This is a genomic window from Halomonas sp. Cn5-12 (assembly GCF_021532545.1).
GTDB lineage: Bacteria > Pseudomonadota > Gammaproteobacteria > Pseudomonadales > Halomonadaceae > Vreelandella > Vreelandella aquamarina.
In genome coordinates, this window is the sequence record NZ_JAKGAY010000001.1 from 186,318 (window position 1) to 199,752 (window position 13,435).

Annotated in this window: 13 protein-coding genes; 3 read left to right on the plus strand and 10 right to left on the minus strand. The window is 57.7% G+C overall.

Annotation, left to right across the window (positions count from 1 at the left end; genetic code table 11):
- Positions 1-11: 11 nt before the first annotated feature.
- From murB to L1249_RS00910, 7 genes are read right to left on the minus strand one after another with little or no spacing between them, the layout of a single operon-like run.
- A complete protein-coding gene (murB, locus tag L1249_RS00880) occupies positions 12-995 on the minus strand; it encodes a UDP-N-acetylmuramate dehydrogenase (protein WP_228168418.1) in 984 nt (327 codons plus the stop codon).
- A 25-nt stretch (positions 996-1,020) separates the two neighbouring features.
- The gene (locus L1249_RS00885) at positions 1,021-1,488 is read right to left on the minus strand and encodes a low molecular weight protein-tyrosine-phosphatase (RefSeq protein WP_044629209.1); all 468 of its coding nucleotides are present in this window, start codon (positions 1,486-1,488) and stop codon (positions 1,021-1,023) included.
- The gene (gene kdsB / locus L1249_RS00890) at positions 1,485-2,276 is read right to left on the minus strand and encodes a 3-deoxy-manno-octulosonate cytidylyltransferase (protein ID WP_044629208.1); all 792 of its coding nucleotides are present in this window, start codon (positions 2,274-2,276) and stop codon (positions 1,485-1,487) included. Before kdsB ends, L1249_RS00885 begins: the two co-directional genes overlap by 4 nt.
- Positions 2,276-2,485, minus strand: coding sequence for a Trm112 family protein (locus L1249_RS00895; RefSeq protein WP_044629207.1), 210 nt, complete (start codon positions 2,483-2,485; stop codon positions 2,276-2,278). The genes kdsB and L1249_RS00895 overlap by 1 nt, the downstream gene beginning before the upstream one ends.
- On the minus strand, positions 2,478-3,494 hold the full coding sequence (gene lpxK, locus L1249_RS00900; protein ID WP_044629206.1) for a tetraacyldisaccharide 4'-kinase: 1,017 nt from the start codon (positions 3,492-3,494) through the stop codon (positions 2,478-2,480). Before lpxK ends, L1249_RS00895 begins: the two co-directional genes overlap by 8 nt.
- Positions 3,491-5,227, minus strand: a complete 1,737-nt coding sequence (gene msbA, locus L1249_RS00905) for a lipid A export permease/ATP-binding protein MsbA (RefSeq protein WP_044629205.1) — start codon at positions 5,225-5,227, stop codon at positions 3,491-3,493. The genes lpxK and msbA overlap by 4 nt, the downstream gene beginning before the upstream one ends.
- Positions 5,228-5,283: 56 nt before the next feature.
- Positions 5,284-7,554, minus strand: coding sequence for a DNA internalization-related competence protein ComEC/Rec2 (locus L1249_RS00910; protein WP_058577889.1), 2,271 nt, complete (start codon positions 7,552-7,554; stop codon positions 5,284-5,286).
- A gap of 97 nt (positions 7,555-7,651) precedes the next feature.
- Here L1249_RS00910 and L1249_RS00915 point away from each other — a divergent pair, with 97 nt between their 5' ends.
- Positions 7,652-8,203 (plus strand): DUF2062 domain-containing protein, encoded by a 552-nt coding sequence (locus L1249_RS00915; RefSeq protein WP_044629203.1) that lies wholly within the window; start codon positions 7,652-7,654, stop codon positions 8,201-8,203.
- A 12-nt stretch (positions 8,204-8,215) separates the two neighbouring features.
- On the opposite strand, the gene L1249_RS00920 is transcribed toward L1249_RS00915, so the two are convergent.
- Positions 8,216-8,914: an ABC transporter ATP-binding protein gene (locus L1249_RS00920; RefSeq protein ID WP_044629202.1), complete on the minus strand. Its 699-nt coding sequence runs from the start codon at positions 8,912-8,914 to the stop codon at positions 8,216-8,218.
- A gap of 10 nt (positions 8,915-8,924) precedes the next feature.
- Positions 8,925-10,166 (minus strand): lipoprotein-releasing ABC transporter permease subunit, encoded by a 1,242-nt coding sequence (locus L1249_RS00925; RefSeq protein ID WP_044629201.1) that lies wholly within the window; start codon positions 10,164-10,166, stop codon positions 8,925-8,927.
- Positions 10,167-10,370: 204 nt separating this feature from the next.
- Here L1249_RS00925 and L1249_RS00930 point away from each other — a divergent pair, with 204 nt between their 5' ends.
- Both L1249_RS00930 and L1249_RS00935 read left to right on the plus strand, forming a co-directional pair.
- Positions 10,371-11,435 (plus strand): agmatine deiminase family protein, encoded by a 1,065-nt coding sequence (locus tag L1249_RS00930; protein WP_074210473.1) that lies wholly within the window; start codon positions 10,371-10,373, stop codon positions 11,433-11,435.
- A gap of 10 nt (positions 11,436-11,445) precedes the next feature.
- Positions 11,446-12,348, plus strand: coding sequence for a carbon-nitrogen hydrolase (locus tag L1249_RS00935; RefSeq protein ID WP_044629199.1), 903 nt, complete (start codon positions 11,446-11,448; stop codon positions 12,346-12,348).
- A gap of 111 nt (positions 12,349-12,459) precedes the next feature.
- Here L1249_RS00935 and L1249_RS00940 read toward each other — a convergent pair whose 3' ends face one another.
- On the minus strand, positions 12,460-13,416 hold the full coding sequence (locus L1249_RS00940) for a Nudix family hydrolase (protein WP_174787638.1): 957 nt from the start codon (positions 13,414-13,416) through the stop codon (positions 12,460-12,462).
- Positions 13,417-13,435 lie beyond the last annotated feature (19 nt).

Below are 13,435 nucleotides of genomic sequence, written 5' to 3' on the forward strand. Positions count from 1 at the left end.
ATAAGCAGACGTTAGATCACCCGCGGTTCTGGCTCTAGCAATACACCAAACCGATCAAACACGGTCTGAGCAATAGTGTCTGCAAAACTCAGCAGTCCTGGGCGATCTCCTCCCCCAAAGTGCACCAGCACTAACGCTTGGCGCTCATGGACGCCAAATGCTCCCAGGCGCTGCCCCTTTAAGCCGCACTGGTCAATCAGCCAGCCTGCTGCCAGCTTAGTTTGGTTATTGGGCTGAGGAAAATGCGGCATGTCTGGATACTCCTTCAACAGCCGATGCGTATGCTCATTGCTCACTAGCGGATTCTTGAAGAAACTGCCCGCATTCGCTAGCACAGCTGGGTCAGGCAATTTTTCCTGGCGAATCGCACAGACCGCTTGAGCCACGGACAAAGGGGTCGGTGACTCCGACACGCGAGCCGCCAAATCGCCATAACCCAGCACGGGCCTCGGCGTGGCGGACAGCTGCAGCGCAAGTTGGATGATCACTACCTTACCCGCTAGTGCTCGCTTGAAAATACTGTCGCGATAGCCAAACTGGCACGCATCAGCGTTCAACCAGTACATCTCGCCAGTGGCCAACTCGACAACCTGGACTGCTTTCAACACATCGCTGAGCTCGACACCATAAGCACCAATATTTTGTACCGGTGCAGCGCCGCAATCGCCAGGGATCAACGCTAAATTTTCAACCCCCCACAAGCCATGCGTCGCCAATGCCATTACCAAGGCATGCCAGCTCACACCGGCACCCACATAGGCGGTGACGTCATCACCACTGCGCTCCAGCCACCAATGGCGAAGTGCCGGGCGAAGCGCCATACCGTGAAGCGTTGGTGGCAGCAGCACATTACTGCCACCGCCTAGCAGGGTAATTGGCCACTGATGAATACGCGCGCTATACAAGGCGGCCTGCAGGCTAGAGAGCGTTGTCGGTGCAATGTAGCGCGCCGCTTGGCAAGGTAGGCGAAACGTATTGGCTGTAGTGAGGTCCACCCAGACGGATGCCCCACCCAAGCTATTAGCGCCCACAGGTCAGCTCTGCAATTAGTCCGGTACTGGCTTGCTCAATCATATCCAATACCTGCTCAAAGCCCGCTTCTCCGCCGTAATAAGGATCAGGAACATCAGTATTCGCGAGTCCTGCATACTCCAACAACAGCCCTACCTTAGCCTGGCTGTCGGCCGGTTTTAGCGCCTGCATCGCCGCCAGGTTATCGCTGTCCATGCCCAGCACGTAGTCGAATTCCAGGAAGTCACTCGCTTTTAACTGACGGGCGCGCAGATGGCTAATATCGATACCACGACGCAGCGCAGCTGCCTGGGCACGGGGATCGGGCGCTTTGCCAACATGCCAACTGCCAACACCGCAGGAGTCGATTTCCACGCGTTTGCTTAACCCTGCACGGTCGAGCGCCTGCTGAAAAACGCCCTCCGCGGTTGGTGAACGGCAAATATTGCCCAGGCAAACAAAGAGAACACGCGTCATGAAATGCCTCCTTCACGCTCGGCAGACAACAGCGACCTTACCCGCGCCAAATCCTCTTCCGTATCGACTCCGGCGGGGTTTATCGCGCTCGCCAGCGCCACTTGAATAGCGTAGCCATGCTGTAGTGCCCGAAGCTGCTCCAACTGCTCCAACTGCTCCAGGCTGGAGGGCGCTAGATCCCGATAGGCGGCTAAGAAACTCGCTCGGTAGGCGTAGATCCCAATATGGCGCAGCCAAGCATCGGTTTCTAGTAGGCTTGGCTGCGCTTTAAAGTGCTCGCGGTCCCAGGGAATCGGCGCTCGCGAGAAGTAGAGCGCCCGCCCCTGTAGCGACCGCACGACCTTCACCACGTTAGGGTTAAACAGCGTATCAACATCCGCAATCGGCTCGGCTAGGGTGGCAATCGCCGCCTCGGGGTCATCCGCCAGGCGCAGTGCGACCTGATCAATAAGTGCCGGAGGAATCAGCGGCTCATCCCCCTGCACATTCACGACCAGCGTGTCATCACTTAGGCCTAGATGGTCGGAGACCTCGGCGAGCCGGTCAGTGCCCGAGGGGTGGTCATCGCGAGTCATCACTACGTCAGCCCCATAGGGCAGCATGGCATCGCGAATCCGCGTATCGTCTGTCGCCACCACTACGCGGTTGGCCTGGCTTTGACAGGCTCGCCGCCACACATGGGCCACCATGGGCTCACCGGCGATCTCTAATAGCGGTTTGCCCGGCAAGCGAGAGGAGCCAAAACGAGCGGGTACAACGGCAATAAATTGCGGCGTAACATCAGACATCACGCCTCTCCGGTGCGGCCAGGCGAGGTAGGTAACTTTTCATCAGCATCCATTTGCCGTGCCTCTTCAGGCAGCATGACAGGAATGCCATCCTGTATGGGATAGGCTAAACCGTCGTAATGGCAGCAAAGCTCTTGGGCGTCACGATCATACTTCAGTTTGCCGTTGCAGAGCGGGCAAACCAGCATTGCCAATAGTTCCTTATCCATCGGTGCATCCCCTTTGTGTCAGTACGGACAGCTTGTTTGCCAGCCAGTCCTCAAATGCTTGTGGAAGCTGTGCCTCCACCTCTAATACCCAGCTATCAGACGGTGCAAACGCCTGACACTTTACGGCGTCTTTCGCCGTCATAATGATTGGTCGTGGCGGCATAAATTGAAACGTGTGTTCATCAAATGGCTGGTGATCTGCCAGGGGATGCATCTCCCCTTCCACGCCTAACTCCCGCAGCGTATTGAAAAAACGCTGAGGGTTGCCAATACCTGCCAGCCCATGCACCGGCAGCGCAAATGGCAGCGGCTGCAACGGATAGTGCTGCCCAGTAGGCAGCTGGCGCCAGCGCTGAGGTACCAGCTGCATAGCCACACTAGATATTTCCAGCGGGCGTTGTAGCGCTCCGTTGACAATCACAGCGTCCACACTTGCAAGTCGCCCGGGCGCTTCTCTTAAAGGCCCAGCGGGCAGGCAGCGCTGATTGCCTAGCCCGCGAGCACCATCGATAACCACCAGCTCAATATCGCGCCCTAAGGCCAAGTGCTGCAAGCCGTCATCGCTAATCAGTACATCGCAGCCCTGTTGCACCAACCTTTCAGCACCCCGCGCTCGCTGCGGGTCCGCCACCACCGGCACTCCGGTTTGCTGTGCCAGCATCAGTGGTTCATCACCGCTATGCGCTGGGTCTGTAGAAGGCGTTACTAACAGAGGATAGTGCGGCGCTTTACCGCCATAGCCGCGGGTGACGATACCGGGTGAAAATCCCTGCTGTACCAGCCAACGGCTAAGCCAGGCCACAAGCGGTGACTTACCCGTACCGCCTAACGTAATATTGCCCACCACGATCACCGGCACCGGTGCTTGCCAAACTGGTTTATTTCCCTCGCGGTAACACTGTGCTCGCCGCTCCATAAAATAACGGTATAAACCACCCAACGGATAGAGCGGTGCTAGCCAGTTACTGCCGCCATAGGCAGCCTTTATCCAGCGCTGAGCAAGGCTCATTCACTCTCCTGAAACTGAAGCTGGTGCAGCGCGGCGTAGGCCCCACCTTTTTCAAGCAGCGCCTGATGGGTCCCCTGCTCAATAATCCGCCCTTGATCCATCACTAGAATGCGGTCGGCACGCTCAATGGTGGAGAGTCGGTGAGCAATGACCAGGGTGGTGCGCCCTTTACACACGTGCTCCAACGCTTTTTGGATATAGCGCTCTGACTCGGTATCCAGTGCGGAGGTCGCTTCATCCAGAATCAAAATGGGCGCATCTTTAAAAATGGCCCGGGCGATGGCGAGCCGCTGGCGCTGCCCACCCGAGAGCATCACCCCATTCTCGCCGACGACCGTGGCGTAACTTTCTGGCAGCTTTTCAATAAACTCGCTGGCGTAGGCTGCCTCGGCAGCCGCCTTAATGGCGGCCGGGTCTGGGTCAGCCACTCCGTAAGCAATATTGTCAGCAATGGAGGCGTTAAACAGGGTGACCTGCTGGGACACCAGGGCAATATTCTGGCGCAGCGGCCCTAAGGCGTACTCATCGGCATTCACGCCATCAATCAAAATCTGCCCTTCACTGGGGCAATAGAAGCGCGGCAGCAGGCTGACGAGCGTTGATTTACCGCTGCCCGAGCGGCCCACAATAGCCACCAGCTCGCCGGGAGCAACGTTAAGATTCACGTTGTGCAGTACGCTGGGCTGGTCGTCACCATAGCGGAAACTGACGTTCTCAATCACCACATTGCCCGTTAGCTTGCTGGGAATGAGAGAGCCTTCATCCTGTTCAGGGGTGAGGTCTAACAGGCCAAACAGCTCAGAGGCCGCTGCGATGCCCTTCTGAATCTCGCTGTTAATCTCGGTGAGCTGGCGCACCGGCTTAATCATCAGGGCAGCGGCGGTGATAAAGGCGACAAACTCCCCCGGCGTCATGTTTTCCATCAGCGAGGGCGCCATGGCCAGCCACACTAGCAGCGCCATAGAGATCGCCACCAGCATCAGCACGACAGGCGAACTAACCGCTCGGGTCATGGCCTCTTTCATACTCTGGCGACGGTTCTCTTCACTCACGCGCTCAAAACGCTGTTTCTCGTACGCTTCTGCGCCGTGGGTACGTACCACGCGATAGCCCGAAAGCGCCTCAGAAGCCACATGAGTCACATCGCCCATGGAGTGTTGAATACGCTTGGAGATACGCCGAAAGCGCTTGCTCACATAGCTCACCACACCGGCAATAATCGGAGTAACACCCAAAAACAGCAGCGTTAGCATCCAGTTGGTCCAGAATAGATAGCCTACCAGCCCCACGACAAACAACCCCTCACGCAGGATGATCGTCACCGCATTGGTCGCTGCACCCGCTACCTGCTCAACGTGGTAAGTGACCCTTGATACCAAGTGGCCGCTGGAGTGCTGATCGAAAAAACGACCCGGCAGGTGAAGTAAGTGGGCAAACACATCGCAGCGCAGCGTATGAATCACATAGCGCCCCACGTAGGCCATAAAGTAGGTGCTCAGAAAAGTGCCCAGCCCGCGAGAGGCAAACATGAGTACTACAAACAGCGGCAGGAAAAACCGAAAATCGGCGTCTGGGTTTTGAATCCCATCAATCAGCCGCTTCATCATTTCCGCCAGCGCGGTACTTGAAGCTGCGTAAATCACAAAACCCACCACCGCCAGCGCAAACGCACGCCAGTGTGGCTTAACGTAACCCAATAACCGTTTATATAGCATCCAACCTGAATCAGTCACACGCGCTCCCAGCAGTAGTGTGCAGTGTGGGCGATTCTACCTGATGGTGGCGCGCTTCAACACCGCTTATGGCCACCTGCCAAGGCCCGCAGTGGCTGAAAGGTGACTGGCTGCTGTGGTATCAGCGTAAATTTAAGCGCGCCGTCCTGGGCGGTGTTCCATAGGCAGCTATGCTGCTGCCGAAAGCGCCGCACAACGTCGTCGGCAGGGTGGCGGAACGCATTGTCTCGCCCAGCGCTGAAAACCACGTGATGTGGCTGCGTCTCGCGCACAAACTGAACACCCGAGCTGGTGCCGCTGCCGTGGTGGCCCGCCACCAATACACTCACGTTGCCATTCAGCTGCGGTAGAAGCTGTCGCTCCACTTGGTTCCCTACGTCACCGGTGATCAGCAGGCTATGTTCACCCGCATACACTGCTAACACACAAGAGCGATCATTAGAGGATAGAGTGTTCTCACCGCTCGGTGGCCAGAGTATTCGATACGTAATACCGTCACGCTGCCAGCGTTGCCCCTGCTCGCAGCGCTGGCTTGGGATAGATAGCGACTCCCCTGCTGGCGCCCACCACTGCGCTACTTGGTGATCCGCTAGTAGCGCATCTACGCCTCCGGCGTGGTCAGTATCCGCGTGACTGACCATTACTTGGTCAAAATCTTGACCTGGGGGCCATAGGCTTTGCAGGGGCATAAAGCCACTGCGAAAACGTGGCCCCGTATCATAGAGCAGCCGAAAATTGGCACTGCGCAGCTCTATTAACTGCCCTTGGCCCACATCGTAAACCGTCACGTGAAGCTGCCCCGGCGGAATCGCCTGCTCTCTCGGCCACCAGGGAATTGTCACCAAGAGTACCGCCGCACCCACGCGTAACCAACGCGGCACGGCGGGCAAGCCCCAGCACAGCGACAGCAGCACCAAGCTCCCCGCCAATGGATAGGCCAAATGCGCGGGAGGCTGCCAGAGCGGTGCGGCTTCCACAGCGACAACCAACAGCTGATGAAATACCGCTAAGGCTTGCTCAAACACCCACCAGGGCACTAGACCAACAAACGGAAGGGGTGACAGCAGCCAGCCGAGTAGCGCGGTAGGCACCATGACCGAGCTGACCCATGGCACCGCCACTAAGTTGATCAAAGGGGCCGTAGGGGCTACACGCCCAAAGGCAAACAACACCGCTGCGGCCATTAAAGGGGCCAATAACAGTTGAGAACGCAGCAGTGCCCAGCACCAGCCTTTTACACCGCGCGGCCTGGACCGACCCTGCCAGATAATAATCAGCCACCCTACCGCCATAAACGAGAGCCACAACCCAGGCCGCCAAAGTGCTAGCGGGTCAACTATCAGCACCAGTGCCAGTGCAAGCCACCAAGCTTGCCAGGGCCCCGGTGCATGGCGGCCACTTAGAACCCACAACCCCAGCAACGTCATAATCATCGCGCGCATTGCCGGTGGCGCCAACCCGGCCAACACGGCGTAGCCAACGGCGGCCGCGCCAGCAAGCCACCAGGGCCAAGTGCGCAGCCGCCAGTTGGTAGGCGAAACGACACGCGCAGCATAACGCCCTAGCAGCAGCACGAATGACGCCACCAGCCCCACATGCAGGCCCGAGATCACCACGAGGTGCGTGGTACCCGTAGCGTTTAACAGCGCCCAGTCATCTTGGTTAAGCTGTTCGCTATCGCCAAGCGTCAATGCGGCCAGCCAGCGTTGGGTACGTGCCTCTAAAGGCAGCTGTGCTAGAAAGTCGGATGCCAATTGGCGCAGCCGAGGAGAAGCGTGCGTAAGCCGCTGCGGCGCAGGATCGGGGCGAATATATCCAGTAGCGTGGATGCCTTCACGCCATAACCACTGCTCATAATCAAAAGTATTGGGGTTGATAAAGCCATAGGGCGGCCGTAAGCGCAGCGTCATTTGCCAGCGCTCGCCAACCACATACTCATGCTCATGGTCGTAAGCGCTCACCCGAACGCTGTTTAATTGATCACAACGGGGAAGATGGGCAGGGGCTGTGCAGCGCTCGATACTCAATCGCAACCGCTGAACCCCTGACTGCTGCTGTACAGCGGTCACTTTGGCATGCACCGCTATATCCTGCCCGCTCAGCCCAACGGGCAGCCGACGCACCCACTCCTGCTGAATACTAAAGGCAACGGACCCGCCTAAGAGCAACCATACTAGGGCCCGTGGCCGCCATACGCCAACGCTTAGCCCCGCCATCATGAGGACCAGTGGCAGCAGCCATGTACCGCCCTGCCCACCGGCCCACCAAGCCAACAGGCTACCGCCAAGCGCTGCTAATGCCGCGGGCATTGCAATGCCCTGCCCCATCCGCCCCTCCCTGGTGCTCAACCATTACTGCGCACGCCGTAGCCGAAGCCCTACGCTATATGGATAATAGAAACGATCTAAAGTAAGAGTACCTGACATGCCGCGCCGTTTCCTGCAGCGCTACATGCCAAAACCCGATACGCTAAGGCGCCAGCGTTCGTTGCGCTTTATGGCACCGCTGATTGCGGATCCGGGCTTATGGCTACTAACTCGACGCAGCGTTGCGAACGCGTTTAGCGTCGGGCTGTTTTGCGCGATGCTACCCATCCCCTTTCAGATGGTGGTGGCGGCTCTGGGTGCGCGGCTAAGTCGTTGCAATTTGGCACTTTCGGTAGGGCTTGTGTGGGTCACCAACCCACTTACCATGCCGCTGATTTTTTATGTGAATTATCGAATAGGCACTTTTTTGCTTGGGGCGCCCGCGCGGGAGGCCCCTTCCCGCATCTCAACCCGCTGGATAGCTGAGCAGATGCACGACATCTTGCCACCGCTGCTACTGGGTTCTCTGATGACTGCGATTGTGCTTGCGGTCGTCGCTAACATTGGCATTCGCCTTATCTGGCGCTGGCACGTCTCCCATAACTGGAAGCGCCGCCGCCTTAAAAGACGGCGGCGCAGGGCTCGCATCGAATCAGAGTTTGACGACTAAACTAGTGCATCGCTATGCCTGAGCGACCAAGCGCCCCCCATCCAGCTTCATGACACGGTCTTGATGGGCAGCCAAGCCCACATCGTGAGTCACAATCACAAATGCACAGGCGCTCTCTTTGGCCAGCTCATCCATCAGCGCCAGAATAGACGCTGCGGTAGTTTGATCCAGGTTACCGGTCGGCTCATCCATTAATACGAGGCTGGGGTCGGTCACTAGCGCCCGGGCAATCGCCACTCGCTGGCGCTCACCGCCCGATAGCTCACCCGGCTTATGGTCGGCACGCGCTTTCATCCCCACCCGCTCTAGGATCTGCATAGCGCGCTGTTCAGCCACTTTTTTAGACTGGCCGCGAATAATCAGCGGCAGCGCAGCATTCTCCACCGCCGTAAATTCCGCCAGCAAATGGTGGAACTGATAAACAAAACCAATATATTGATTGCGGAAGCGGCCCAGCGCGGCTTCATTCAGGCCCGAAAGTGCCTCACCGCCAATCACGACGCTGCCATTGCTCGGGCGGTCTAGGCCGCCCAACAGGTTTAACAGCGTGGTCTTGCCTGAACCCGAACTTCCTACAATCGCAACGCGTTCACCGGCACGGACGGTCAGTTCAAGCTGATCCAGTACGGTGAGATCCTGAGGGCCTTCGCTGTAAATGCGGGTGAGCCCACGGCACTCCAGCATGACGGCGTTAGAGGGTGTTGACGTCATCGGGGCATCCTTATTCATAGCGCAGTACATCAGCAGGCTGAACGCGAGCAGCTCGCCAGGCGGGATAGAGCGTGGAGAGGAACGTCAGGCCAAACGCGGCCAGCACGATGTCACGCACATCGCTCCATTCCAGACGCGACGGCAGGTCGCTGATGAAGTAAACCCCCGCATCCAGGAATTGAATACCAAACGCCGTTTCAAACCAGCCAATCAAATCGGAAATGGTGAGCGCCAGCAGAATGCCCACGGTAACCCCTACCGCAATGCCGATCAGGCCAATCGCTAGTCCCTGCACAATGAAAATACCCATAATGGAGCCCGGCGTGGCACCAATGGTGCGTAAAATGGCAATGTCCGCACGCTTATCCGTCACCACCATCACTAGCGTCGACACAATATTGAACGCGGCAACCGCAATAATCACGGTCAACAGCAGCGCGATCATGCGTTTTTCCATCTGAATAGCTTGGAAGAGATTGCCATGGGAGAACGTCCAGTCGGAGCCGCTGTAGCCTGGGCCCAACTCGTTCACAATGGCCTGAGTTTCGCTACCGGCGATAAACAGGTCGTCTAGCTCTAGGCGCAAACCACCAACCGCATCGCCCATACGTGCCAGCGTTTGCATATCTTCAATATTGGCGTAGGCCAAATTGGCGTCTAGATCGGCACCTACGCTGAAAATACCGCTGACGGTAAACCGCTTCAGTCGGGGGAAAACGCCTGCCGGAGTAATCGATGCCTCGGGCACCAGCAGCGTCACGCGGTCACCCACGCCAACGCCTAGCCTGCGGGCGAGCATCGAACCCAGCACAACATTCCACTCACCGGGCACAAGGTCGGCCAACTCACCCTGGCGCATGTGCTCGCCAATAATAGAGACCTGGTCTTCCCAATCCGGATGAATGCCGTTGACCATCGCGCCTTGGTTGCGGCCGCCAGCGGAGAACATACCCTGCTGCTCAACGTAAGGGGCCACACCAATCACTCGATCGCGCTGTACTAATTGCTCTGCCAACGCCTCCCACTCTACCAGTCCTTCCTGGGACTCAATTTTGGTGTGGGGCACCATGCCTAAAATGCGCGTGCGCAGCTCGTGATCAAATCCGTTCATAACCGACAGTACAAGAATCAGTACCGCCACCCCTAGCATCAGCCCCAGCATCGACGTTAAGGAGATAAACGAAATAAAGTGGTTCCGGCGTTTAGCGCGCACATAGCGCAGCCCCACCAGAAAAGGCAAACGATCAAGCATGGCTACATTCCTTAATAATGGGCGTCCATGGTACGGTTTTTTTAACATGGCTGCATGTGCAAACGCAGCCTTAGAATCGCCCTCTCCAAGGCCGTTCCCTTTATAACGGTATCGCTTGCAAGTTGAGGAGCAACCCCCTAAATTGCGCCCGACCCTCTTGCCCACCGGGTAAGCTTATTCTGACTAGTGAGAGCACCTTTTACGTTGGCTACCAAGACTCACCGCTTATTGCCCGAATGGCACCCTCAAGATGGCCTACAGCTCACCTGGCCCCGTCCAGACGGCGACTGGGCTTATATGCTGTCGCGTATCGAAGCAACGCTTGAGCACATTGTGCTTGCCACGGCGCGCTATCAGCGCGTGATCATCAGCGTGCCAGACGAGGCGACCCATCAGCGCCTGACCGCCACGTTCGATGCCTACGGCATCCCCAAACATCAGCTGCTGCTGATTGTCGCACCCACCGACGATACCTGGGCGCGAGATCATGGACCGATCACGGTATTGGACGAAGATAACCAGCCGCTGCTGCTGGATTACACCTTTACCGGCTGGGGCGGTAAATTCCCTGCTGAGCGGGACAATCAGCTAACCCAGTGGCTAGCCGATGCGGGCTTATGGGCCTGCCCAGTCTCTTCTCGGGAGATGGTGTTAGAAGGTGGGGCTATCGAGACTGACGGCGAAGGCACGCTGCTCACCACGGAAGCGTGCCTGCTCAACCCAAACCGCAATCCGTCGCTCTCTCGAGAAGACGTTGAAGCGCTTTTGGCAGATGACTTTGGCGTAGACCGCGTGCTGTGGCTAGCCAATGGGCATTTAGAAGGCGACGACACGGATAGCCATGTGGATACGTTGGCACGCTTTTGTAACCCCTCGACCATTGCCTATGTGCGTTGTGACGACCCCACTGACCCGCACTACACGGCCCTGCAGGCAATGGAGCAGGAGTTAAAAGCCTTCCGTCAGCGTAACGGAGAGCCCTACCAGCTTATTCCGCTACCCTGGCCCCAGGCCTGTTTTGACCCGGAAGATGGGCATCGCCTACCGGCCACCTATGCGAACTTTTTGATTATCAACGATGCGGTGCTGGTGCCTACCTATGGCGACCCAGCGGATGTTACCGCACTGCAGGCGCTGGCCGTCGCTTTTCCAGAACATACGCTGATCCCCATTGAGTGCATCAGCGTGATTCGTCAGCACGGCAGCCTGCACTGTTTAACCATGCAGCTACCCAAAGGTACGCTTGTGCCTGCGACCACTCACTCTTAAAGAGGGCAGCATGTCCCAGACACTTAACGTGGCGGTGATTCAACAAGCCGCATGGCCCGATAAAGCGCTCAGCCTGGCCGAAAGCGAGGCGGGCATTCGCAGAGCAGCCAGCCAAGGGGCACAGCTCGTACTATTACAAGAGCTGCACGCCACCCACTACTTCTGTCAATATGAAGACCCGGCACTGTTTGATCTCGCCGAACCGCTGGATGGCCCGACGGGACAGCGATTGGCGGCACTGGCAAAAGAGCTGGATATCGTGCTGGTGGGCTCGCTGTTTGAAAAGCGCGCGGCGGGGCTCTACCACAACACCGCCGTGGTGTACGACCGCGCCAAAGGGCGGGTTGGCCAGTACCGCAAGATGCATATTCCAGATGACCCAGGGTTCTATGAGAAGTTTTACTTCACCCCTGGCGACGCCGACGACGCACGCAAAGAGGGCTTTACGCCGATTGACACCTCAGTGGGTCGGTTAGGCATTCTGGTGTGCTGGGACCAGTGGTACCCGGAAGCCGCCCGCTTAATGGCGCTGGCGGGTGCTGAGCTACTGCTCTACCCCACCGCTATTGGCTGGGATCCTAATGACGACGACGCGGAAAAAACCCGCCAGAAAGATGCCTGGACGCTGATTCAGCGCGCCCACGGCGTCGCGAATGGCCTGCCCGTCTTGGTGGCAAACCGCGTAGGCTTTGAGGCCGACCACTCCGGCGTGGGTGATGGTATCGCGTTTTGGGGCGGTAGCTTTATTTGCGGCCCACAAGGTGAGCTACTAGCCCATGCCGGTGAAGAGACTGAGCAGTTGGTCGTGAGCCTGGATATGGCGCGTAGCGAAAACACCCGCCGTATTTGGCCCTACCTGCGCGATCGCCGTGTCGACGCTTATGGCGACCTAACCCGCCGCTACCGCGATTAAGCTTATTCGAGCATCTGAAAATCAAAAACGCCTGCTCTGTTACCAGAGCAGGCGTTTTGCTATCAGCGCTTTTCTATAAGTACCAAGCCGACATCGCTTATATCCAGAAATTTATTTCCAGAAGTCGCGAATCGACGCAATACCCTGAGCACCCACCGCGCGAGCGTGGTTGGCGTCAAAGCGGGTCATACCGCCCAGCGCGAATACCGGCATACCGGCACGTTCCACCAGCTGTTGGAAGTCGTGCCAGCCCATCGGAGCCACTTCCGGGTGTGATGGCGTGGTGCGCAGCGGAGAAAGCGTGACAAAATCACAGCCCAGCACTGCCGCTTGGGAGAGCTGCTTTTGATCATGCGTGGAGGCGGACAGCCACTTGTTTTCCGCAATCGGGCGTCGGTCCAGCTGCATTAAACGCGCACTGGTCAGATGAATACCATCCGCATCGACCTGGTCCAGCAGCGTTGGCTCACCGTTGAGCAGCAGCTTAGCGCCGTACTCACGGCAAAGCTTGAGCGCTCGCTCAGCACGGGCAACGTAGGCCGTGTCGTCTAAGCTTTTGGCACGCAGTTGCACAAGGCGAATGCTGTCTTCGCGCAGAGCGCGCTCCAGCAGCGACGCGAAGCGCTCATCGTCAGACTCTTCACCGGTAATCAAGTACTCGGTGGGTAGCATCACCGCACGCAGAATGGGCAGATTCGCCGCTGGGAATGGGTAGTTCACCAACTCATTCATCGGCACCCAGCGCACCGCCTGTCCTTCACGACCAAACGGTTCGCCAGCAAACTCATGCACCTGCCACACATCGAGCAGAATGTGCTTATCAGGATACTCATGGTGAACGCGAATGAGCGGTTGGGCACGAACAATCTCAACGCCTAACTCTTCATGCAACTCACGTTTAAGGCCTTCCAGCCCAGTTTCATAAGGGGCTAGCTTGCCACCGGGAAACTCCCAAAGACCGCCGTGATCGACGTTGGAAGGCCGGCGCGCGATCAGCACGTGCTTTTGATCGGCGCTGATCATCGCAGCTGCCGCGACATGAACCCGTCGTTTTACCATTACACTCATTACGTCTTATCCACTTTGT

Bases quoted from the DNA above. Each gene is read 5' to 3' on its own strand.
- L1249_RS00940 (WP_174787638.1), bottom strand. From the start codon at position 13,416: ATGAGTGTAATGGTAAAACGACGGGTTCATGTCGCGGCAGCTGCGATG.
- L1249_RS00885 (WP_044629209.1), bottom strand. From the start codon at position 1,488: ATGACGCGTGTTCTCTTTGTTTGCCTGGGCAATATTTGCCGTTCACCA.
- L1249_RS00925 (WP_044629201.1), bottom strand. From the start codon at position 10,166: ATGCTTGATCGTTTGCCTTTTCTGGTGGGGCTGCGCTATGTGCGCGCT.
- L1249_RS00920 (WP_044629202.1), bottom strand. From the start codon at position 8,914: ATGACGTCAACACCCTCTAACGCCGTCATGCTGGAGTGCCGTGGGCTC.
- kdsB (WP_044629208.1), bottom strand. From the start codon at position 2,276: ATGTCTGATGTTACGCCGCAATTTATTGCCGTTGTACCCGCTCGTTTT.
- L1249_RS00895 (WP_044629207.1), bottom strand. From the start codon at position 2,485: ATGGATAAGGAACTATTGGCAATGCTGGTTTGCCCGCTCTGCAACGGC.
- L1249_RS00910 (WP_058577889.1), bottom strand. From the start codon at position 7,554: ATGGGGCAGGGCATTGCAATGCCCGCGGCATTAGCAGCGCTTGGCGGT.
- lpxK (WP_044629206.1), bottom strand. From the start codon at position 3,494: ATGAGCCTTGCTCAGCGCTGGATAAAGGCTGCCTATGGCGGCAGTAAC.
- L1249_RS00915 (WP_044629203.1), top strand. From the start codon at position 7,652: ATGCCGCGCCGTTTCCTGCAGCGCTACATGCCAAAACCCGATACGCTA.
- L1249_RS00935 (WP_044629199.1), top strand. From the start codon at position 11,446: ATGTCCCAGACACTTAACGTGGCGGTGATTCAACAAGCCGCATGGCCC.